The organism is Phyllobacterium sp. SB3, from assembly GCF_040009165.1.
Classification (GTDB): Bacteria; Pseudomonadota; Alphaproteobacteria; order Rhizobiales; family Rhizobiaceae; genus Phyllobacterium.
In genome coordinates this window covers 230,325-252,664 of sequence record NZ_JBDYKI010000005.1, presented here as the reverse complement: position 1 = coordinate 252,664, position 22,340 = coordinate 230,325, and the positions used below count along the sequence as shown (strand labels likewise).

Sequence of the window (22,340 nt, the reverse complement as noted above, 5' to 3'; positions counted from 1 at the left end):
GTAAAAAATCAGATTGAAATTGTTCCCTCCTCGATTGCGCCTGCCATGGTCTCGACTGCCACGGCCAGCTTCTCGTCAATCACGTGGAGATATTCCGTCCAGTCTCCAAGGTGCTGAAGTTCTTCGGCACCATCGGAAATACCGCGCAAGCCAATCAACGGAATGTCGTGGTGGTGGTGGCAAGCGCGCAGAATCGAGAAGGTTTCCATCTCCACCATATCCGCATCAACAAGGTCATAGGCTTTGCCTGAAACGATATTGGCGCCGCTGGAAAGCGTAGCTTCCTTGATGCCGGGAATGCGATAATCAAGCGGCAGCTTCACGGGCAGGTCGAGAAATGGCGTGGCACCCTTGGTAAAGCCGAGCGGCGACGCATCCATGTCGCGATAGGAAACACTGGTCGCCTGATAGATTTCCGTCTGCTCCAGAATGCGCGAACCTGCCGAACCGAGCGAAACCACCAGATCAGGCAAGGCGGATATGGCACCAAGATGGGCCAGAACGGATGAAACGCTTACCGCGGATTCCACAGGGCCGACACCGGTAATCAACGGCGTGAACAGTTTTTGCAGGTGGTGGCCGTATTCCGCTGTGGCGGCCATGGCAAACAAAACGCGTTTGCCAGCAATCGGAGTAATATAATCGAACATTTCAACCTGCCGGGTTCAGCCAATAAAGCGATGCATTGAGCAAGGTCGCAAATGCCACCCATGCCAGATATGGAAGGAAAAGTATTGCCGACGTGCGTTCAGCATTCCAGCTGACTTTGATGAAGCCGATTATTGATACGAGCAGCAGCACGATCACGACGAGCGCGAGGCCCATCTGCTGGAATCCGAAAAAGCTGGGCGACCAAAGGAAATTGAGTATCAGCTGCGCCCACCAGAATTGCTGCGATGAGGTCAGGCCACGATCCCATACGCGCCAGCCCGCCAGCGCTATAAGTACATAGAGGATGGTCCAGGCTGGAGCAAAAATCCAGTTCGGCGGATTGAACGACGGCTTGACGAGGCTCGCATACCATTCCCCCGGCAGCGTTATATACCCTATTGCAAGTCCACCACCGACGACCAAAACCAAGAACAGCAAAAGCACCATAGAGCGGGACATAGGAACCATCCTGTGAATGACTGCCGCTGGTTGTAGCGCTATTTTTCCCGTCTGAGAACAGAAATGAAGAACCCATCTGTTGATGTTGAAAACGGCGAAAGGATTGTCGTGCCGTCCTTGAACAATGGCCTCAATTCCGCATCTTCCGACACGGACTGAGCCCAGATTGGCTGGCTGTCCACCACGCTGTATTCTTCGTTTGCAGCCAAAAAGGCAGATATCTGATTGCCGTTTTCAGGCGCGAAAAGCGAACAGGTTATATAGACCAGCCGCCCACCCGGTTTTACGTAGGCCTTGGCGGCATCCAACACTTGGCGCTGTTCCACTTCGCGGCGTTCCAGCTGCTGTTCGCTCAATCGCCATTTTGCGTCCGGTCTGCGCCGCCATGTACCTGAGCCGGTGCAGGGCGCATCAACAAGAACCAGATCCATCTGGCCTTCAAACTGGGCAAGGTCGCCTATGTTGGCATGCGCCTGCGCATTGCGCACCCCTGCCCGTTTGAGGCGGTCGAAAATAGGTGCCAATCGCGCCCGTTCAGCATCATAAGCGTGTATCTGGCCCTTATTGTTCATCACTGCAGCAAGAGCGAGCGTCTTGCCGCCTGCCCCGGCACAGTAATCCAATACCTGCTCCCCCGGCTTGGCATTGCTGAGCTTGGCTGCAATCTGCGAGCCTAGATCCTGTACTTCGAACAATCCGCGTTGGAACGCTGGCTCTGCCTGAACATTCGGATGACGGCCCATGGCGCGCAGAGGCGGGACACGAATGGCCGTTTCCAGCAAAGGTGCAGGGTTTGCGCCGGCACGGGCCAGTTCCTTGAGCACCTTTTCGCGGTCGGCTTTCAGCGTATTGACCCGCAGATCGACGGGCGGCCTGTCGCTCAAGGCAGCAGCCTCCTCGACCCACTTGTCGCCGAAGATTGCCTGAAAATGCGGAACACACCATTCCGGCACATCGGCACGAACGTAATCGGGCGCTGAGTTCAGATCGCGCACTTCCCAGATGGCCAACCGATCAGCGTCAAGCGGTTCGGGGGCAAACTTGTCACCTTCAAGCGCGGTGTTGATATCGGCGCTGTTCAATTCTGCATCGGAAAGCAAAACGCCAAAAGCAATATGGCGCGCTGCATCGCTGTCCATACGCCAGCCCAACGATAATTTACGGCGCAATGCGTCATAGACTATATTGCCGATGACAGCACGATCACCCGCTCCGGCGAAACGATGCGACAGTCCCCAATCCTTCAAGGCATCCGAGGCCGGGCGCTTGCGGTTTTCAATATCTTCGAGAACTTCGATTGCCGCCTGCAGGCGTCCGCCAAGTCGCATATGAATTCCTTATATGGCTCTGGCTGTGCCTTAGAGCGCTTCTAATTCTTTTATTGTCGCATACATGGCCGCGCCAATAAAAGAAAGCCGGGGCTTGCACCCCGGCTTTCTATTGTTTGCGAAGGCAGACTGCTTATTCGGCTGCGACTTCCTTTTCCTCATTGGAAATTGCATTGGCCTCATAGCCATGCGCTTCCTTGAGGGCATCGCGAACGCCGGCTTCGTATTCCGGATGGATGAGGCCGAAATGCACCAGCTGACGCTCGATGATTTCGCCCGGTACGCCGCCCATTGCGGCAGCAATATTGGAGAAAAGACGCGAACGCTGACCGGCATCGAACAGATTGAACAATGCGGTCACCTGACCGTAATCATCATTGCCGATGCGATGGTTGAAGCGATCCGCATCACCGGAAAGCTTCAGCGGCGGCTCTTTGGCTAATGGCTGCTCAACTGCACCGGAGAAGCTGTTGGGCTCGTAATAAGCGTCAACATTGCCTGTCTTCTGGCCGAAGAAGTTCATCTGGCCATCCTTATGGTAATGATGGACAGGGCATTTCGGCTGGTTGACCGGAAGCGCTTCATAATGTGTTCCAAGGCGATAGCGATGGGCATCCGCATAGGAGAATACCCGCGCCTGCAACATCTTGTCAGGTGAATGGCCGATGCCCGGAACAACGTTTGAAGGGGAGAAGGCAGCCTGCTCAATTTCGGCGAAGTAATTGTCCGCGTTACGGTTCAATTCCATCACGCCGATCTCGATTGGCGGGAATTCGCCATGCGGCCAAACCTTGGTCAGGTCGAACGGATTGTATGAGGTCCGCTCGGCTTCTGCTTCCGTCATGATCTGGACCTGTACAGTCCATTTCGGAAATTCGCCGCGCTCAATGCCGCCGAACAGTTCTTCCTGATAGGTTTCGCGTGACTTGCCGATGAGGGTCTCTGCTTCCGCATTGGTGTAGAACTTGTGGCCCTGCTGGGTCTTGAAGTGGAACTTGACCCAGAAACGTTCGCCCGCATCGTTCCAGAAGGAATAGGTGTGCGAACCATAGCCGTTCATGTACATCGGAGCGATCGGCAGACCGCGATCCGACATGAGGATCGTTACCTGATGCAGGCTTTCCGGGGAAAGCGACCAGAAGTCCCACATGGCAGTAGCGGAACGCATATTGGTGCGCGGGTGACGCTTTTGTGTGTGAATGAAGTCCGGGAATTTCAGCGGATCGCGAACGAAGAACACCGGCGTATTGTTGCCTACGAGGTCCCAATTGCCTTCGCTTGTATAGAACTTCAGCGCAAAACCGCGCACGTCGCGCTCGGCATCTGCTGCACCGAGTTCACCGGCAACTGTCGAGAAACGCAAAAGCAATGGTGTTTCAGTGCCAGGCTGTAACGCCTTTGCCTTGGTGTACTTAGAAATATCACCCGTGATCTTGAGAGTGCCGAATGCACCCCAGCCCTTGGCATGGACCACGCGCTCAGGAATGCGCTCCCGGTTCTGGTGTGCAAGCTTTTCAAGCAGCTGATAATCATCAAGCAGGACCGGGCCGCGTTCGCCTGCAGTTCTGGAGTTCTGATTGTCTGATACCGGTGCACCGGCAGTCGTCGTCAATACTGGACGGTCAGCCATGGGGCTTCTCCCTTAATTGTTTCGAGCTCTGAAATGGCAAGCACAACGCTTCGGCTGGCTTCTGTCCCTACAATAGAACTATTCCAATCATAGTTTCCAATTGTATTTAGAATTATTATTGATAGGATTTACCTATCATGTTTTCAGTCCGTCAAATGCGCTATTTCGATATTCTGGCAACCACTCTGCACTTTCGTAAAGCGGCAGAGGTAGCGCGTATATCGCAGCCTGCCCTCTCATCGCAGATCGCTGAGATGGAGACGCGGCTTGGTACGACCCTGTTTGAGCGGACGCGTCGTTCAGTTGTGCTGACGGATATGGGGCGGAGGCTGCTTCCAAGAATCCAGAGTATTCTCGATGAGATTCGCTCGCTGGAAGATTTGGCGTTGGAAAAGCGAGGCACGCTGCGGGGACGCTTGCGGTTGGGAATCATCCCGACCATAGCCCCTTATCTGCTCCCGATCCTCATTCCCGACCTGCATCGGGAATATCCGGACCTCACCATAGAGTTGCGAGAAGCAGTAACCTCCAAGCTGGTGGAAGATTTGCGGCTTGGCGATCTTGATGCGCTGATTGCTGCCTTGCCGATAGACGGGGAAGGAACTGCATCCTTGCCACTCTTCCGCGACCGCTTTCTCATCGCCACCTCCAGCAATGACACGGACATACTTTCATCGCCGATGACACAGGAGAATGTCGCGGTAGAGCGCCTCCTGCTTCTGGAAGAAGGGCACTGCCTTCGCGATCAGGCACTGGCGGTTTGCACAACCGTGAAACAAAGGCAGCTCGTTAATTATGGGGCGACCAGTCTGGCGACGCTGCTGCAAATGGTCAGCCATGGTATGGGCCTGACGCTGATTCCGGAAATCGCTGTCCGCACCGAAGCAAGCCGGAACAATGTACGCATTGTATCCTTTGCCGATCCGGAGCCCGCCCGTGAGATTGGCCTGATCTGGCGCAAACAGAGCAAGCGGCGCGATGACTTTCAGGCGCTCGCGACCGCAATCAAGGATTGCAGCCGCCGGTTGATGATTACAGAGAAAGAACTATCGGATCTCGCAGCTTAAACAGGTGGCAGCAGAAGATGCATTGCCAGAATGATCCAGAGAATGCCGTTGAGAATGAACCCCAGTGTGAAGATCGGCTGACGGTAGCGCAGGCGGTTTGTCGTCACATGGATGAGCGTGTGCGCGAGGCGTGCACCAACGAATAGCCAAGCTATAACCACTGCAAGATAAGACACGCCATTGACCGCATAAAGCGACAGACAAACCACGTAGAACAGCATCGGCACTTCGTACAGATTGTTAAGATTACGGATCGTTGTGACGCTGATCTCCGGTTCATTAATCGGAATTACGAATTCTTGAATTTTAGCCTGTCCGCTCGTGACGGCACGCCTGCGCCGAAGAAAAAGCAACAGATAAACGCAATAGATCAAGAAAGTCAGCGCGATCATCGGCCAGAAAATTTGGGTTTGCGACATGGTATGCTCCTGCTATCCGTCTATACGCCACTTTCGGGCATGCGGATCATTTGTAATCCCGATATGGATTTCATTTCCTTAATCAGGTGCTCGATGAATATCTTTGTCTTGCGGGGGAGAAATCTCCTGCTTGCATAGACAGCGTGAATATCCATCGGTGCATAGGCATAGTCCGGCAGGATGCGGATCAGCTTCCCGCTGTCGATCAAGCCTTGGACAAGCGGCAGTTGCACAGCACCGACACCAAGACCTGCACAAAGGGCCTCGTTGAGCACGAAAGCATTATTGGCAAGGAATACCGAGTTAATCGCCACATCAATCGGGCCATCCGGTCCGATCAGGGAAGCTATTTCGCCCTGTGGCGACCATATGAAACGGACATATCCATGCCTGCTCAGCTCGTCTGGAACTGTGGGGCTGCCATGGACGGCGATGTATTCCGGGGAGGCAACCAGAATGCGTTGGAACGAGCCAAGTTTACGCGCAACGAGATCGGAGGATTTCATTGCACCGAACCGGATAGCAACATCAACATTATCAGTGATCAAATCGGCAATGCGGTCGTCTAAAACCAGTTCTATCCTCAATACGGGATGCCGACGCTGAAAATCCATGACAAGCGGCGCGAGATGCATCTGGCCAAAGCCAACGGGAGCGTGAATGCGCAAGCTGCCTTGCAGCGCTGTTGAATAAATTCCCGCACTTTCTTCAGCCTCATCCACCGCCTGCAATATTTCCTGCACATGCCGGTAGTAGGTCTCAGCCCCTTCACTCAACACGAGCTGACGTGTCGAGCGATGAAACAACCGAATACCAAGATGGCGCTCAAGCGCGGCAATCTGCTGACTGACAGCAGGCTGGGTCAGAGCAAGCTCGCGCGCCGCAGCAGACAGAGTGCCAAGCTCTGCGACACGCACGAAAGTTTTCATCGCAGAAAGCCGGTCCATAACTCACCTAAAAGAATTTCTTATAAATCATATCAATTATTGTGTTCTACACAAAGTATTTTGAATGGCTGATATCCGTTACAGCAAACGGAGCATTCACATGACCAAGAACAAAAAAGCAGTCGTTGTCGGCGCCAATGGAATTATCGGCGGCAATCTCATCGCGCATCTGGTGGAGCTTGGAGATTGGGACATTGTAGGATTATCGCGCAGCGGCGGGCATGCAAGAGGCAAGGTCAAACACATTGCAGTAGATCTTCTCAATGCCTCGGATGCCAAAGCTAAACTCACGCAACTTACGGATGTGACGCATATATTCTACGCCGCCTATCAGGATCGCCCAACCTGGGCAGAGCTTGTACCGCCAAACCTTGCAATGCTCGTCAATGTCGTGAACGCAATCGAGCCCATTGCCTCGAATCTCGAACATATCAGCCTCATGCAGGGCTATAAGGTTTACGGCGCACATCTTGGTCCGTTCAAGACGCCGGCTCGCGAGACCGACGCTAATCACATGCCGCCGGAATTCAATATTGACCAGCAGGATTTCCTTGAAGCACTTCAAAAGGGAAAAGCATGGAACTGGTCTGCATTGCGGCCTTCAGTCGTCATCGGTTTTGCCTTGGGCAATCCAATGAACCTTGCTTCGGTGATTGCAGTCTATGCATCCATGTCGAAAGAACTTGGAATTCCATTGCGTTTTCCAGGGAAGCCCGGTGCTTATAACAGCCTGCTGGAAATGACGGACGCCGGACTTCTGGCACGCGCAACTGTCTTCGTCGCAACCAACGCGCAATGTAGTAATCAGGCTTTCAACATCAACAATGGCGATCTTTTCCGCTGGAATGAGCTATGGCCCAAAATCGCGGAATATTTCCGGCTGGATGTTGCGCCACCTCTTCCCATGTCGCTCAACGTCATCATGGCCGACAAGGAAATGCTTTGGGATAGGATGATCAAGAAGCATAATCTCTCGCCGACACCATATTCAGACGTTTCGGCCTGGGGTTTTGGCGATTTCGTCTTCGGCTGGGACTATGATTTTTTCGCGGACGGCACGAAACTACGCCGCGCCGGCTTTCATGAATATGTCGATACGGAAGAAATGTTCCTGCGTGTCTTCGATGATCTGAAGACGCGCAAGATCATTCCGTAAACTGCCACAATGGGATCTGCTTCTTCGCTCTCTGTGCATGGACGGTTGGAACCTACAGTTCAATGTTCCTTGAAAGCCTTGCGTCGCAGTCAGGTATAGGGTTCGCCCTGCCGTCTGGATTTATCATAGTTCAGGAAAAACTCGTCGAGCTGCGGCGGCGCAACATTCGTTCCCGCCAGCATGGCATGGGCTTGCCCGCGATGATGAATCTGATGCACGAAAAGGTGTGACAGCAAAAGACCAACCCGTTCACGGGAGGTATCTCCGGTTCCCCAATTGATGGGAACGATCCTGTCAAGATCGTCAGCGCTCAAGCCATCGCAATAAGCGATGAGCGTTTCATCGAACTCCTGCTGAGCCTTCTTCAGGCCGGAGGCAAGCGGGAACGGGATATCACCTTCCAAACCGATATTCGCCCGGCCAACGCCAATCATATCGGCCATATAAATATGGTCGACGATCAGGTTGTGATTAAGAGTCAATTGTATCGAGGGAAAGAAGCTGGTGCGTTCCCGGGCAAACTCGGCAGGCGTGAGTTGCTCGCAGGCGCTCAACAATCTGTGGTTTGACCAGGCGCTGTTACGCGCCATGGCCGAGAAGTGGTCGCGGAGGGCGGTGTCAGACATCGCCCTCTCCTGCTGTGTTTTTAGTTGCCGCCCGGATAGTTCGGGCTTTCACGAGTGATGGTGACATCATGGGTGTGGCTCTCGCGCAGACCGGCATTGGTGATGCGCACGAATGTAGCCTTTTCGCGGAATTCTTCCAGGTTTTTTGCACCTACATAGCCCATGGAAGCACGAAGACCGCCGGCCAGCTGATGAAGGACGCCGGAAACCGGACCCTTGTAAGCAACCTGCCCTTCGATGCCTTCCGGAACCAGCTTCAGTTCGTCGCGAACTTCCGCCTGAAAATAGCGATCCGCCGAGCCGCGTGCCATGGCACCAACGGAACCCATGCCGCGATAGGCTTTGAACGAGCGGCCCTGATACAGATAAACTTCGCCGGGGCTTTCTTCCGTACCGGCAAGCGCAGAACCGGCCATGGCGGCGGAAGCGCCAGCGGCAAGCGCCTTAGCGAAATCGCCCGAATATTTGATACCGCCATCCGCGATAACCGGGATGTTGGACTTATGGGCGGCTTCAACGGCAGACATGATAGCGGAAAGCTGCGGTACGCCAACACCGGCGACGATACGCGTGGTGCAGATTGAACCCGGTCCAATACCGACCTTGACCGCATCGGCACCAGCATCGATCAATGCCTGCGTTCCGGCAGCGGTAGCAACGTTGCCTGCGATGATACGTACGGCATTCGACATCTTCTTGGCGCGGGTGACGGCATCGAGCACACGCTGCGAATGGCCATGGGCCGTATCGATAACGAGAATGTCGACACCCGCAGCGATCAGACGTTCTGCACGCTCGAAACCATCTTCGCCAACACTGGACGCGGCGGCAACACGCAGACGACCCTGCGCATCTTTTGCTGCGTTCGGGTTGAGCTGCGACTTTTCCATATCCTTGACGGTAATCAGGCCAACGCAATGGCCTTTATTGTCAACGACCAGCAGCTTCTCGATGCGGTGCTGATGCAGGAGCCTTTTGGCTTCTTCATGCTGAACATTGTTTTCGCGTACCGTAATCAGGTTTTCGCGGGTCATAAGTTCATAGATTTTCTGTGCAGGATCGGAAGCAAAACGCACATCGCGGTTGGTCAGGATACCGACCAGACGACCGGGCTTGCGGCTGCCTTCGCCTGCATTTTCAACGACCGGAATACCGGAAATGCCGTGGGCACGCATAAGGGCCTGCGCGTCGGCAAGCGTTGCATCAGGGCCGATGGTAACGGGATTGACCACCATGCCGGATTCGAACTTCTTGACCTGACGGACTTCTTCGGCCTGCAATTCCGGTGTCAGGTTACGGTGGATCACGCCCATGCCGCCAGCCTGCGCCATAGCAATGGCAAGCCGCGATTCGGTGACTGTATCCATAGCTGCGGAGAGCAGAGGCAGGTTAAGTTCAATATCGGCGGCAATGCGTGTGCGGATATCTGTCTGGCCGGGCATAACTTCAGAGTGGCCCGGCTGCAGCAGAACATCGTCAAATGTCAGTGCCAGTGCGCCTGTTGCGGATTCAACGATTTTTGCCATTACCAATTCCTAACATACGGCTAATACGACTAAAGGACGCGCCACTTGGGGTGGAGCGTCGATCAAGGTCTATTCAGGTGAATTGGCACGGGCTGGTAACATGCTTATGTCAGTTTGAAAAGCCGTAAACGCAACTAGTGGCGTTTCAAGCCCTATTCAGACACATAATATTGCAATTGTTGTACTCGTGCCTTGATCGCATCGACGTTGAACGATTCGATATCCAGACTTGCCAGCGTACCGCGATCAGCACGCCAAGCCCCACTGTCGGCCGCTCTCTGGGCATCCCGCCACGCAATCCATTTACGTTGGGATTCGCGGATTTTGTCGGCGGATTCCTTATCTACGCTCGCCAGCGCCTTTTTGTAGACGTCGTTCAATTGCTTGTCGTAGGCCAGATAGGCGTTATGGGTGCACTCGACCATGCCGGATGTAGTTTGACCTTCCGGAGTTTCCAGACATTTGTCGAGTTCAGCCGTGACCACATCTTTTTCCTCATCGGCAGATACCGCCATTACTGGCGTGGCGGCTGCGGCAACGAGTGAAAGCGATAGAAAAGCAACAGACAGTTTCATGACATTTATTCCCGGCATGTGAGCATCAGATGTCACATAGTGCCGGGAATAATGGGTTTTTCAAGATCAAGCACTATGGCCGACTTCAGACATCAAACTGATAGGTGACCGGAACGAAACGATAGCCTGTTTCGAGCTTCTCCGCATAGCCAACGCTCGGGAATGGCATGTGATAGCCAATGAAAGGCACCTTGTCGGCGGCGATCTTGTCGAACACACGCTTGCGGGTCTCGGCAGCCATTGCCTTGTCACCGTCAAAACTGACTTCCCATTCGGGACGTTGCAGCGATGCCACATAGTGATTGGCAGTATCAGCCGTCAGGACAAGGCGTTTACCGGCAGACTCGACATGAAAAATCATGTGGCCGGGGGTGTGACCATAAGCAGCTTCGCTGGTTATGCCCGGCACCACCTCATCGCCTGCCTTGATGAAGGTGAACTTGTCCGCAAGCGGCTTGACCTTGGCATTGACTGCTTTCGCATTACCCTCGGCTGGTGTTCCAGTGCGGGCCGCATCTGTCCAGAAATCATATTCGATTTGCCCGCCAACATAACGTGCATTGGCAAAAGCCGGTGTCTCGCCGTTCATAAGACCGCCAATATGGTCGCCATGCATATGGGTGATGAGAACGACCGTGATCTGATCCGGCGTATATCCCGCTGCCTTCAGATTGTTTTCCAGTTGACCCAAGCCGTTCTCACGTCCAGCGGCACCAAAGCCGGTATCAACCAGCACAACTTCCGAACCTGTATTGATAAGAACAGGTGTAAAACCATTAACGAACTTGGTTTCAGGCAGGAAATTGTTACGCATAAGTTCAGCAACAGTCTCCTGCGTTTGATTTGCGCCAAACGTCGGATGAGGACCATCGCCCGGACGCAGACCGTCCAGCAGCGTGGTTATTTCAAAGTCACCCAGCTTGAAACGCTTGAAACCCGGGGACTTGATGTCAGATTGTGGTACAGCAGCTTCAGCGGTGCCTGTCATCATATTGGCTGTTGCCAGTCCACCAGCCATGGCGGTGGAAGCCAGAAACAGATCGCGGCGCGAAATCTCAAATGTCAACATGGATCAATCTCCTCAAGGTCGGGGGCTATCTTTGGTTGTAACGCCGAAAGGCTGAAAACAAAGGCGCTATCAGATCACTTCTGTTTGATCGGTGCTTGAGCACAAGCAATACGAGTGCTATCGCAACGCGCATGAATTGTTATCCGGCATCGGATGCACCCTTCTCAAAGCTTTGAGAACTGGAATAGATTTTGAACAACCGTATTGTTCCACTTGTCCTCGCCGTCGCCCTTTTCATGGAGCAGATGGACTCGACCGTCATCTCAACATCGCTGCCAGCCATTGCAGCCGATATCGGAACGAGCCCTATCGCGCTGAAGCTGGCACTGACCGCATATCTTGTTTCGCTTGCGGTTTTCATTCCGGTAAGCGGATGGATGGCCGACAGGTTCGGTGCGAAAAACGTGTTCCGGGCGGCTATCGTCGTGTTCGTGCTCGGCTCTATTGCCTGTGCGGTTTCCAACTCACTACTGGCATTCGTTGTATCGCGTTTTCTACAGGGCGTCGGCGGGGCGATGATGACGCCTGTTGGGCGCCTTGTGCTTGTGCGCTCCACACCGCGCAACGAGCTTGTCGGAGCCATGGCCTGGCTGACCATGCCTGCACTGATCGGCCCGTTGTTGGGTCCGCCTGTTGGCGGCTTTCTGACAACCTATTTCAGCTGGCACTGGATATTCCTGATCAACGTGCCCATCGGGATAATTGGCGTCTGGTTTGCCACCCGCTATTTGCCTTCGGTGGAAACACTGGTGCGAAGGCCCCTTGACGTGTTGGGCTTTTTCCTGAGCGGCATTGCTGCTTCCGGCGTCGTGTTCGGGTTGTCTGTGGTTAGCCTGCCTGCACTGCCGTCATGGATTGGCTTCACAACACTTGCTGTCGGCATCCTCTCCACCATTCTTTATCTTCTGCATGCGCGCAACAAACCTGAGCCTCTGCTTGCGCTCGACCTCTTCAAAAATCAGGTATTCAGGGCATCTATCGTCGGCGGAAGCTTGTTCCGTATCGGTGTCGGCGCTGTTCCATTCCTGCTCCCGCTGATGTTCCAGATCGGGTTTGGAATGACACCCTTTCAGTCGGGTATGATTACTTTTGTTTCAGCACTCGGTGCGATGAGCATGAAGCTTGTGACGAAGTGGTTCTACGCCAAAACCGGCTTTCGCAACTCGCTGATGTATGGCTCTGTCGTTGCGGCGGGCTTCATCGCGGTCAACGGGCTGTTCACACCCGCTACGCCCTATTGGCTGATGATCGTGCTGCTGCTCGCAGGCGGATTTTTCCGCTCACTGTTCTTCACCGGGACAAATGCGCTGGCTTATGCGGACATTCCCAATGAACAAACCAGTCAGGCCACACCAATCAGCTCTGTTGCACAGCAGATTTCCATAGCACTCGGGGTCGCGGTTGCAGGTGGCATCCTGGAAGTTTCGACAAATTTGCACGGAGGACCGCTGCAATTATCCGACTTCCATATTGCGTTCTTCATTGTAGCAGCAGTTTCGGGCCTGGCCTGTTTTTCATTCCGTGGCTTGCGGGCGGACGCCGGAGCCGAAGTATCGGGACACAGGCCACTGATCAAGGCAACATCGCCCGCAGAATAAGGATCAGACGTCCCGACCCTTGAAATCTCTTGCCAGCAGATAAAGCTCGACCGACTCTGCACGCGATGCGGGTGGCTTGACATGATGCACTGATTTGAAGTGCTTCTTCAGGAGTGTCAGCACTTCGTTTTCGGTGCCGCCCTGAAAGGTTTTAGTCAGGAAATGCCCGCCCGGGCGAAGCACGGACACCGCAAAATCCGCGGCAACCTCACATAGATGCGTCGTACGGATATGATCCGTGCGACGATGGCCTGTCGTTGGGGCTGCCATATCGGAAAGGACGATATCAGGCTCACCTCCCAATGCTTCGAGCAATTTTTCCGGGGCGTCGTCGTCAAGAAAATCCATCTCCAGCAATGTCACGCCGGTCAGCGGATCGACATGCAGATAATCAATGCCAACAACTGTCGGTTGATGCGCAGGCGATTCTACAATCGACGCAGCAATCTGGCTCCAGCCACCGGGGGCCGCTCCAAGATCGATAATACGCTGGCCCTTTTTCAAAATCTTGTAGCGGTCATCGATCTCGATGAGCTTATAGGCGGCACGCGAACGATAGCCATCCGCTTTCGAGCGTTGAACGTATGGGTCGTTGATATGACGCTCAAGCCAGCGGCGCGAGGATTCCTTGATCGTCCCGGCCTTCTTCTTGATCTTGGTGTGCAGCCCGCGCGTGCCTGTGCCGCCGCGTCCGCCTGTTGTGGTCTTAGCCATCTGGGCCCCTGTTTTCCGCGCTACATCGAGTTGCGCATAATCTGCATCATACGCTTGGACGAAGCCAGCGATTGCGCCACGCGCCATCACGCGACATGAGTTCGGTCAAAATTCCTTCACGAAGGCCGCGATCAGCAACGCGTAATTTCTGACTTGGCCAGACATTGCGGATAGCATCGAGAATAGCGCAGCCGGCAAGAACCAGATCAGCACGGTCAGCGCCGATACACGGATTTGCAACCCGCTCATCAAAACTCCACGAAAGGAGCTTGCTGGTCATTTCCGTCACATCGTCATTCTGCATCCAGATGCCATCGATCCGCCGACGATCATAGCGCTCCAGACCGAGATGAATACCGGCAAGCGTCGTTACCGTGCCAGATGTTCCGAGCAGATGGAAATTCTGACTTTTGACCAGATCGCCCAGCTTGTGGCGTTCCGTAAATTCGCTGATGAGTTCAGCAACGTGATCGACCATGACCGCGAAGTTGTCCGTCGTCACATCGCGGCCACCAAAGCGCTCGGCGAGTGTCACCACACCGACCGGCAGCGAAGTCCAGGCGATAATATGTTCTGCCAGACGTGGAGAGCGCCGCTCGGAAACATCGATCAAAGCAATTTCCGACGAGCCTCCACCAATATCGAAAAGAACAACTGCATCGGTTTCGCGCTCAACCAGCGTGCCGCAGCCGGAAACAGCAAGCCGCGCCTCGGTCTGGCGATTGATGATCTCCAGATCGAGCCCGGTTTCGTCCTTGACCCGCGCAAGAAACTCTTCGCCATTGGATGCCTGACGGCACGCCTCGGTGGCGATAAGACGCGCACGGCGTACATCATGGCTATCAAGCTTGTCGCGGCAGATCTTCAATGCCTCAATTGCGCGATTCATCGCGTTGTCATTCAGACGACCGGTTGCACCAAGCCCCTCACCAAGACGGACGATGCGCGAAAAAGCATCGACAACACGGAACTGTCCGGGGCGCGTTGGTGACGCCACCAGAAGGCGGCAATTGTTCGTGCCAAGATCGAGTGCCGCATAAAGTGCAGCCCCGGAATGCCGGTTATCCTTGCGGACGGCATCCCGGATAACAGGTTGCGGTGCTGCCAATGGCTGCGTATGTATTACAGCTGCCGTGACTTCCACATTCTGTGCGGGGTGTTTATTGCCGGAGCGTCCGCGACGGCGATAACGATTGGGGCGCCGTTTTTTGGCAGTTTTGCCAGAACTGTTGACGTCATTGGGCGCAGCCGTTGAAACAGTTACCGGCAAAGCATTATCGGTCGAAGCAGAATTCTGCTTCGACTTGCCACGCCGCCTGCGACGCGCACGTTTCTTGGGGTTCTGGTCGAAGCGCCGTTCTTCAGACCCAGACTGGCTATCCTGTGCATTCTGCACAGTATTGCCACGTTGCCTGAGCCCGTTTTGAGCGGAATCGCCTGCGTCATTCGACACATTGCTTCCGCCAGACGCCCCATGTGGCGCAGATGATGCGCCCGTTTCGGGGTCTTTCACTATTTTATCCTTCGAGCGCCGCGCGAACCCTCAAAGGACGCAAAGCAAGGCGCTTTTTAATTAACGTTGGGGATAATGTAACACGGATTGGCGAATATCCAATAGACGTTTTCCCCGTCTGACCGCGCAGGCAATTCGTCAAACGGACTTTTTGCTGTTTAGCCAGCCAATTTTTCAATCTCGCTGGCGGTATTCTCTACCGCCTGCCATCCTGTGGACTGCAACAGCGCCGAACTGGCCACGAGGTCGCCATTCAATGTATCCCAGCGCCGCCGCTGCCCGGTAACACGCGCCAGAATGTCCATGACCCAGGCGGGACATGTAAACAGCGATGGGCTTCGCTTTTGAGAACGGCGCATGGCACCAACTATCTGAGGAATTGTAACCGGGTTTCTATCCGCAACGATAAATGTTCCGCCATCGGTTTCTGGCTCGATAAGACAGTGAAGGACAGCATCGCAAAGCGAAGTACGATCCGCGAGAGACCGCTTGCCTACCAGTGATCCGAACGGAAGCGGGATGGGCAATGCCGCGAGTTTCAGCAGAGCCGCCATATTGCCCTTAACACCGGGACCATAAACCAGAACAGGCCGAAGGATTGTGTAGTTCCGGCGATGCATGATCTTCGCTATTTCAATCTCGGCATTGAGTTTTGCTCGCCCATAATCATCGGTAGGCCTCGGATCATCTGTTTCCAGCGCGACGCCATGATAAACGCTGGCGCTCTGTGCCCGGATCGAGGACATGAAAATGAACTTGCCGCCGATGATCTTGTCCGCAGCTCTGGCCAGTTTTACCGGCAGGACATAATTCACCGAATTATATAGGCCTGCTGCATTCTCAAGGCTTGTATGCGCTATTGCCGCGAGATGAACGACATGATCGATGCCACCAAGAATCGCTTCAAATTCAGAGTCAGGTTCATCCGGTAAAGGTAACCGTACGCTCTCCAGACTTGTATTACCGGAATTGCCAACACCCCTTGCCGCAACAATTACGCGATACCCTGCAGACTGCAACTTTGAGGTGAGTAAAACCCCTACAAAGCCGGTAGCACCGGTAACAAGCACAGTAGCCGAAGCCATATGATCCATCCTCAATTCTGAAAACTCTTATCAAGCCTCGGCCACAACCAGCAATAGACGCCGGTTCAATAGTTCGACTTCAAGATAATTATTTGGAACGAAATGTACTCAGTCACCGTTCTTTGGAGCCAATTAGCCGAGGGAAGAGTCTTCTTTTGATCCTGGCGATTGACAGATGTTCTGATTGATAATTCGCGCATAAGTTGTATTAAGCGTTTGTCACAATTTTGAGACGAATCCCATGCTCGATAATGACCATCAGCCAGTAAAATTGACTGGACTATTATTCTTAGCGGCTATTGCTTTAGTATTTTTACTAATTGTTTGGCTTATAGGTTCAGCTTTTGTACCTGAAGAAGCCACCCCAACCGCGCAAAGCTGGAACCAGTCCGAGCCTGTCCGCGTTGTTATAGGCTGAACGCTCTCGGATTTGTTTTATTACCGTACTGGCAGCGGGCAGACAGGAGGTCGAAATGTATTCAAGAGCAACGAACTTCTGGTTCAACTTTGCAATATTTGCCGTGTTTATAACGCTTCTACTTATGCTTAATCCGTAAAGTTTGACCCTAAACGCTGAGATATTATTGTGCAGGCTGGCCAGATAATCATACTGAACGGTGCTCCGCGCTCGGGAAAATCATCCATCGTCAAAGTTATACAGGAGAGCTTCCACGGCATTTGGATGAATCTTGGCGTGGACAATTACTCCTCTATCACGCCGGAAGCGCTGCGACCGGGAATAGGCCTTCGTCCAGGCGGTGAGCGTCAGGACATCGAGCCGATAATTCCGGTGATGTATGCCGCGCTCTACGAATCCATTGCTGCACACAGCCGTCTTGGGCTGAATGTTGTAGCGGACTTCGGCCACCACGATGCATATGCACGGCCGCGCCATATTTTGTCGGATTGCGCGAAGCGGCTCTGCGGCCTTCCCGTGCTGTTTGTCGGCGTGCATTGCCCCATTGAAATCATCATGGAACGGCGCAACGCAGGACATTCCGGCCGCGAAGGCCTTTATGCAATGGGATCTGCCAATGAGGTCATTCCGGAACCGGTCGCCCGTTGGCAGAAGGAAGTGCATCGTTCCGTCATTTACGATCTGGAGATCGACACTTCACTTGCCAGCCCTGCGGAATGCGCCGAGCGGATAAAACAGGCGCTCGCGGAGCAGGATAAAAAGCCGGGGGCGTTTGAACAAATGATACTGAGCAAAACGGCAAGCTGATTATCGATCAACAGGATACAGAGCCCGTGACAGGCCAGAATTAAACCTTTAAGGTCGTGCTGTAATCGTAAATCGTCTTTTGGCCAGGCTTGGCTTTTCGCGGCGTCAGAGGTTTCGGCCGCCAATTCACTCCAAACGACCGATTCCGTGAAGTATCCTGTTACAAACCGTAGGAGACACCATGGCCAAGGGTCAGCAACGCAGCAACAAAGAAACGCGCAAGCCGAAGAAGGAAAAGGTCGCTGCCAAGGCCGACGTTCCTTTCAGCTCAATGATGAAAAAGGCTGAGGCAACTACACCGAAAGGTAAGCCTAAAGCCTGACCTCACACGTGCCGGGTTGCAGGCGAATGTTTGCAACCGGCACATTTCGTTCTTTTGCAGTATGGAACAAAAAGAGAACAAAATCCTTTTCAAATATGTTTGGTTGTGGCAGTATTTTTGAAAAGGAGATTCCAGATGAACGCTATCCTGAAACAACCGGAAGATGAAATTGATGAAGCACTCGCTTACCATCAGGGTGATGCCAGAGCTACCGTCGCCGCCCTTCTTGCAGAGCGCGACTTCCTGTTGCGTGAGATAGAATATGCCTCTCTTGCAATGTCTTACGGCTTTGCCAGAGGATGGAAGCCGACTGGCCAAAAGATTGTGCGATAGACTTGGCAGCCGCCGCGTGTCATGATTGTAAGCCAACAATGTGAGACACGATGAAACATAGTCCAAAACAACTGCCGGAAGTCGGCGTGCGCCCAAAGCGGGTGCTTAGCCCCTCGGAGCAGAAGAGTCTGGCTACTACAGCCGCTGCCTCCGCCATCATCAACGACGAGACCAACAAGTGGGAAAGCAAGACTGCGCGGCTGAAGGCACTTCGTCTTGCAAAGGAAGCCGCTGACGAAGCGGAGCGTGCTGCACAACCGCCAAAAGCTCCATCCAAATCCAAAGCCAAGACGCCCCGCGCGACGAAAGCCAAGTAATCAATACTGTCGGCGTTACCAAGATCAGCGCAAACGATGCTGTATTTTTGACTTTCTCTATTCAGAAATACAGCAATAGTTTTCAGTTAAAATCAGCTCGCTTTAATTGATATATTACGCTCGGCAAAGTCTTGGCATTTATTTCTGACGGGCTGGATTGACGAAACAGGTGCTTCGCCTTATATGTCTCATATCGGTATTTGGTAGTTAGTTAATAGTTTTATTGCGCCACAGGCGCTCTGAAAGATCCTTCTTCAAAAATCGAGCTAAAAACTGCATGGCGCGTCGTGCCCTGTATTAAAATATTTCCATTGAAAGGGTTCATCATGAGCACTGGAACAGTAAAGTGGTTTAATTCCACAAAGGGCTTCGGCTTCATTCAACCTGATGACGGTTCGGCAGACGTGTTCGTACACATCTCCGCAGTTGAGCGCGCTGGTTTGCGCAGCCTCAATGACGGCCAGAAGATCACATTCGAATTGGTCCGTGACAACAAGTCCGGCAAGATGACTGCTGATCAGCTTCAGGCTGGTTGATTATAATTCGCCTTCGCGGTCTTTGACCACGGATGTACTGGCATTGATAGCAAAGACGAATTTGAGAAGGTCGGGTTTTCCCGGCCTTTTATTTTGCCCGAATTTTAGATCTGAGTATCCCTCGCTGGAGATCGATACCTTATGGCTGTTGTCTGAGCGGTCAATAAGGCTCTCATCCGATCATAGCAAACCCGCTGATAATTCCATAAGCACTAAAGTACCATTTGCCTCCAGAAGGCCATTCGCTAGACTGACTAAAATGACGGCGCAGACGGGTGAACCATGGCAAGTTTTTCTTCACAGCCTACTGACCAAACATTGGAAAAAGTTAGCCCTGACGAAATTGGCTTTGCTCCGGACATAGAGCGGAAGCTTGCTGCGGGCATCGAGTCAGGGCTTCTGCGTCATCTGCACGAGGTGCTTGCCGGACGCTCCGGAAAACTGGGCATTGAGCGCTATTATGACGGTCCGGACAACAATTGGGGCCAATTTCTCGGCCATGTCACTTTCGAACCGGATACACTGCATGATCTCAGATCGATCACAAAGAGCGTTATCAGCCTGCTTTACGGCATAGCTTTGGATCGTGGCCTTGTTCCTTCACCCGATGCCCCGCTTCTTGCACAATTTCCAGAATATCCGGATCTCGCGGCAGATCCGGATCGGGCAAAGCTGAAAATCAAGCACGCGCTGACAATGACACTTGGCATGGAATGGGATGAAGACAAACCCTATAGCGACCCCGAAAACAGCGAGATAGCCATGGAGCTATCAAAGGATCGCTACAGGTTTGTACTCGACCGGCCGATCATATGCCCGCCCGGTGAACGATGGATATATTCAGGAGGTAGCGTCGCGCTTCTCGGAGCGCTTCTTGCGCGGGGAACCGGCAAGAGCCTGCCTGATTTTGCCCGTGAGGCCCTGTTTGAGCCGCTTGGCATTACCCAATTTGAATGGTCTGCCGGCTCGGATGGCGTGCCATCGGCAGCATCGGGTCTTCGCCTGACCGGACGGGACCTGTTCCGGATCGGCACGTTGGCTCTGAACAAAGGTGTATGGGGTGGCCGCCGAATTGTATCAAGTTCGTGGCTGGACGATTCGTTCAAATCGCATATTCCCACAGGGGATGGACTGTTCTACGGCTATCTGTGGTTTATTGGTGAAGCTCCGACACCGGCAGGTGATCGTCGATGGATCGCCGGTTTTGGCAATGGTGGTCAGCGGCTGTTCTTGATGCCCGGTACCGATCTTGTCTCGGTGATTTTCTCGGGAAGATACAATACATGGGATAACTGGATTACGCCCATGCGGATCTGGCGCGAGATCGTACTGGCAAATCTGGTGGAAGTGTAATTCATTCCTGTTTCCACGACATTTCAGCGCAACGGTCAAGAATCCACTGGAAAGACCGCCGCTGAAATCACACAGTATGATTCGGTTCTAACAACAGCTCTTTTGCGGCTGATTTGCGGTTCGAAGGAGTTCCCAACCATGAAAGTTCTCGTCCTTGGCAGTGGCGTCGTCGGTGTCACATCGGCGTGGTATCTTGCAAAAGCAGGACATGAAGTTGTGGTGGTGGACCGTCAACCCGGCCCGGCACGGGAAACCAGCTTTGCCAATGCTGGCGAAATTTCGCCAGGATATTCCTCGCCTTGGGCAGGTCCCGGCGTTCCAGTAAAAGCCATCAAATGGATGCTGATGCATTTCGGACCGCTCGTCGTCAGGCCGAAATTCGATCCCTATATGGCTTTGTGGCTGGTAAAGATGCTGCGGAACTGCACGTCCGCCCGTTATGCCCGCAACAAGGCGCGTATGGTTCCAATCGCGGAATATAGCCGCGACAGTCTCAAGGCGTTGCGCGAAGAGATCGGCATTGCATACGATGAGCGTACGCAAGGGACATTGCAGCTTTTCCGCACCCAGAGCCAATATGACGGAACGGGCGGCGATATCGACGTTCTCAAGCAATTTGGTGTGCCCTATAATCTGCTTGATCCGGAAGGCTGCATTGCAGCAGAACCGGCTTTGGCAAATGTGCGCGGAAAATTTGTCGGCGGCCTGCAACTACCCGGCGATGAAACCGGCGACTGCCAGATGTTCACCGAAAAGCTGGCCGCGCTATGTGTCGAGGCTGGGGTTACATTCCGCTTCGACACGACAATAACGTCGATCAACACGAGCACGAACAAGATTGCCAGCGTTTCGACGGAGACGGAAGAACTGACTGCGGACGCCTATGTGATGGCATTTGGCAGCTATTCGCCTTTCCTTCTGCGGCGCATCGGAGTGCAAATTCCTGTCTACCCGGTAAAGGGCTATTCGATCACCGTTCCTATTACTGATCCCGATGGTGCCCCGGTTTCGACCGTCATGGATGAAAGCTACAAGGTTGCCATTACCCGTCTTGGCGACCGCATTCGCGTCGGCGGGACCGCCGAGATTTCCGGGTATGACCTGACATTGCGCGAAGCACGCCGCGGAACCCTGGCGCACTCTGTAGGCGATTTATTCCCCAAGGGCGGAGATATTTCAAAGGCGAGTTTCTGGACTGGTCTGCGCCCGATGACGCCGGATGGGCCACCGATTATTGGCGGCGGCACAAAATACTCCAACCTTTATCTCAACACGGGGCATGGGACACTGGGGTGGACCATGGCATGCGGGTCGGGCCGTGTTCTTGCCGATCTTGTGTCGGGCAAATCGCCGGACGTTGATGCATCGCCGCTTAACATCAGCCGCTATGATTGATGTGAAGGGCTTCATCCGATCTAAGTGTCTTAAAACATTACAAATTGTTTAGGTTTGCATTCAGTTTTCGTTCATCTCCCGGGGCATACAACCAATGCGTGTCTGATCAATCATGGTCTACCCCCAAGCCATGCAGCTCACGAGGAAACGAAGATGAAAAAGATCGCTCTGGCAGCAATTGCCATATCACTCCTTGCCACCCCCGCTGCTTTCGCTCAGCAACGGCATGATCAGGGTCGTCATTACGACCAGAAGCGCGAACATGTCGTCAAAAAGCGCATCGTCAACAAGAAGGTTGTCGTCAAGAAGTCACGCTGGTCACGCGGCCATGCGCTCCCATCCAGCTATCGTCGCAACGTGGTGCGTGACTACAATCGTTATCATCTGCGGACGCCGCCACGTGGCTATCACTGGGTGAAAGCGGATAATGACTATGTACTGATCGGTATTACATCCGGAATCATTTCGGCGCTGGTTCAGGCCCGATAAAACCCAA

Annotated in this window: 25 protein-coding genes; 12 read left to right on the top strand and 13 right to left on the bottom strand. The window is 53.5% G+C overall.

Annotated elements, in window-relative coordinates:
- Positions 1-8: 8 nt before the first annotated feature.
- From ABKW30_RS20010 to katA, 4 genes are all read right to left on the bottom strand, one after another.
- Positions 9-650, bottom strand: a complete 642-nt coding sequence (locus tag ABKW30_RS20010) for a 5'-methylthioadenosine/S-adenosylhomocysteine nucleosidase (RefSeq protein ID WP_348600677.1) — start codon at positions 648-650, stop codon at positions 9-11.
- Position 651: 1 nt separating this feature from the next.
- Positions 652-1,110 carry a TspO/MBR family protein gene (locus ABKW30_RS20005; RefSeq protein ID WP_348600676.1) on the bottom strand — a complete coding sequence of 153 codons (459 nt, stop codon included), beginning with the start codon at positions 1,108-1,110 and terminating at the stop codon, positions 652-654.
- 38 nt (positions 1,111-1,148) lie between these two features.
- Positions 1,149-2,438: an RsmB/NOP family class I SAM-dependent RNA methyltransferase gene (locus ABKW30_RS20000; protein ID WP_348600675.1), complete on the bottom strand. Its 1,290-nt coding sequence runs from the start codon at positions 2,436-2,438 to the stop codon at positions 1,149-1,151.
- A 133-nt stretch (positions 2,439-2,571) separates the two neighbouring features.
- Positions 2,572-4,068, bottom strand: a complete 1,497-nt coding sequence (katA, locus tag ABKW30_RS19995) for a catalase KatA (protein WP_348600674.1) — start codon at positions 4,066-4,068, stop codon at positions 2,572-2,574.
- Between the two features lie 137 nt (positions 4,069-4,205).
- On the opposite strand from katA, the gene ABKW30_RS19990 reads away from it, so the two are divergent.
- Positions 4,206-5,135: a LysR substrate-binding domain-containing protein gene (locus tag ABKW30_RS19990; protein WP_348600673.1), complete on the top strand. Its 930-nt coding sequence runs from the start codon at positions 4,206-4,208 to the stop codon at positions 5,133-5,135.
- Here the strand turns inward: ABKW30_RS19990 and ABKW30_RS19985 are convergent.
- A complete protein-coding gene (locus ABKW30_RS19985) occupies positions 5,132-5,554 on the bottom strand; it encodes an MAPEG family protein (RefSeq protein WP_348600672.1) in 423 nt (140 codons plus the stop codon). The genes ABKW30_RS19990 and ABKW30_RS19985 overlap by 4 nt on opposite strands.
- Before the next feature lie 20 nt (positions 5,555-5,574).
- Positions 5,575-6,483: a LysR family transcriptional regulator gene (locus tag ABKW30_RS19980; protein WP_348600671.1), complete on the bottom strand. Its 909-nt coding sequence runs from the start codon at positions 6,481-6,483 to the stop codon at positions 5,575-5,577.
- A 118-nt stretch (positions 6,484-6,601) separates the two neighbouring features.
- Between ABKW30_RS19980 and ABKW30_RS19975 the strand changes: the two genes are divergently transcribed.
- On the top strand, positions 6,602-7,657 hold the full coding sequence (locus ABKW30_RS19975) for an SDR family oxidoreductase (protein WP_348600670.1): 1,056 nt from the start codon (positions 6,602-6,604) through the stop codon (positions 7,655-7,657).
- An 89-nt stretch (positions 7,658-7,746) separates the two neighbouring features.
- Here the strand turns inward: ABKW30_RS19975 and ABKW30_RS19970 are convergent, their stop codons facing one another.
- The 4 genes from ABKW30_RS19970 to ABKW30_RS19955 all read right to left on the bottom strand — a co-directional run bounded on the left by ABKW30_RS19970 (position 7,747) and on the right by ABKW30_RS19955 (position 11,450).
- Positions 7,747-8,283, bottom strand: a complete 537-nt coding sequence (locus ABKW30_RS19970; RefSeq protein WP_348600669.1) for a DinB family protein — start codon at positions 8,281-8,283, stop codon at positions 7,747-7,749.
- Positions 8,284-8,303: 20 nt separating this feature from the next.
- Entirely contained in the window at positions 8,304-9,809 is a 1,506-nt protein-coding gene (guaB, locus tag ABKW30_RS19965) for an IMP dehydrogenase (protein ID WP_008125409.1), read from the bottom strand.
- Between the two features lie 152 nt (positions 9,810-9,961).
- The gene (locus tag ABKW30_RS19960) at positions 9,962-10,384 is read right to left on the bottom strand and encodes a lysozyme inhibitor LprI family protein (protein ID WP_348600668.1); all 423 of its coding nucleotides are present in this window, start codon (positions 10,382-10,384) and stop codon (positions 9,962-9,964) included.
- A gap of 85 nt (positions 10,385-10,469) precedes the next feature.
- Positions 10,470-11,450: an MBL fold metallo-hydrolase gene (locus tag ABKW30_RS19955; protein WP_348600830.1), complete on the bottom strand. Its 981-nt coding sequence runs from the start codon at positions 11,448-11,450 to the stop codon at positions 10,470-10,472.
- 194 nt (positions 11,451-11,644) lie between these two features.
- Here ABKW30_RS19955 and ABKW30_RS19950 point away from each other — a divergent pair, with 194 nt between their 5' ends.
- A complete protein-coding gene (locus ABKW30_RS19950) occupies positions 11,645-13,051 on the top strand; it encodes a DHA2 family efflux MFS transporter permease subunit (RefSeq protein WP_348600667.1) in 1,407 nt (468 codons plus the stop codon).
- Between the two features lie 3 nt (positions 13,052-13,054).
- Here ABKW30_RS19950 and ABKW30_RS19945 read toward each other — a convergent pair whose 3' ends face one another.
- The 3 genes from ABKW30_RS19945 to ABKW30_RS19935 all read right to left on the bottom strand — a co-directional run bounded on the left by ABKW30_RS19945 (position 13,055) and on the right by ABKW30_RS19935 (position 16,363).
- Complete coding sequence (locus ABKW30_RS19945) at positions 13,055-13,765, bottom strand: RlmE family RNA methyltransferase (protein ID WP_348600666.1); 711 nt, start codon at positions 13,763-13,765, stop codon at positions 13,055-13,057.
- A 46-nt stretch (positions 13,766-13,811) separates the two neighbouring features.
- A complete protein-coding gene (locus ABKW30_RS19940) occupies positions 13,812-15,278 on the bottom strand; it encodes a Ppx/GppA phosphatase family protein (protein ID WP_348600665.1) in 1,467 nt (488 codons plus the stop codon).
- A 158-nt stretch (positions 15,279-15,436) separates the two neighbouring features.
- Complete coding sequence (locus ABKW30_RS19935) at positions 15,437-16,363, bottom strand: NAD-dependent epimerase/dehydratase family protein (protein ID WP_348600664.1); 927 nt, start codon at positions 16,361-16,363, stop codon at positions 15,437-15,439.
- 241 nt (positions 16,364-16,604) lie between these two features.
- Here ABKW30_RS19935 and ABKW30_RS19930 point away from each other — a divergent pair, with 241 nt between their 5' ends.
- The 9 genes from ABKW30_RS19930 to ABKW30_RS19890 all read left to right on the top strand — a co-directional run bounded on the left by ABKW30_RS19930 (position 16,605) and on the right by ABKW30_RS19890 (position 22,333).
- Positions 16,605-16,781, top strand: a complete 177-nt coding sequence (locus ABKW30_RS19930) for a hypothetical protein (protein ID WP_348600663.1) — start codon at positions 16,605-16,607, stop codon at positions 16,779-16,781.
- A 165-nt stretch (positions 16,782-16,946) separates the two neighbouring features.
- Entirely contained in the window at positions 16,947-17,588 is a 642-nt protein-coding gene (locus ABKW30_RS19925) for a chloramphenicol phosphotransferase (RefSeq protein ID WP_348600829.1), read from the top strand.
- Between the two features lie 181 nt (positions 17,589-17,769).
- Positions 17,770-17,910, top strand: coding sequence for a hypothetical protein (locus ABKW30_RS19920; protein ID WP_348600662.1), 141 nt, complete (start codon positions 17,770-17,772; stop codon positions 17,908-17,910).
- 135 nt (positions 17,911-18,045) lie between these two features.
- Positions 18,046-18,243 carry a hypothetical protein gene (locus ABKW30_RS19915; RefSeq protein WP_348600661.1) on the top strand — a complete coding sequence of 66 codons (198 nt, stop codon included), beginning with the start codon at positions 18,046-18,048 and terminating at the stop codon, positions 18,241-18,243.
- Between the two features lie 50 nt (positions 18,244-18,293).
- On the top strand, positions 18,294-18,560 hold the full coding sequence (locus ABKW30_RS19910) for a hypothetical protein (RefSeq protein ID WP_348600660.1): 267 nt from the start codon (positions 18,294-18,296) through the stop codon (positions 18,558-18,560).
- Positions 18,561-18,886: 326 nt separating this feature from the next.
- Positions 18,887-19,096 carry a cold-shock protein gene (locus ABKW30_RS19905; RefSeq protein WP_008125434.1) on the top strand — a complete coding sequence of 70 codons (210 nt, stop codon included), beginning with the start codon at positions 18,887-18,889 and terminating at the stop codon, positions 19,094-19,096.
- A gap of 282 nt (positions 19,097-19,378) precedes the next feature.
- Positions 19,379-20,449, top strand: coding sequence for a serine hydrolase (locus ABKW30_RS19900; protein WP_348600659.1), 1,071 nt, complete (start codon positions 19,379-19,381; stop codon positions 20,447-20,449).
- A gap of 138 nt (positions 20,450-20,587) precedes the next feature.
- Entirely contained in the window at positions 20,588-21,844 is a 1,257-nt protein-coding gene (locus ABKW30_RS19895) for a D-amino acid dehydrogenase (RefSeq protein WP_348600658.1), read from the top strand.
- Between the two features lie 153 nt (positions 21,845-21,997).
- A complete protein-coding gene (locus ABKW30_RS19890) occupies positions 21,998-22,333 on the top strand; it encodes an RcnB family protein (protein ID WP_348600657.1) in 336 nt (111 codons plus the stop codon).
- Positions 22,334-22,340 lie beyond the last annotated feature (7 nt).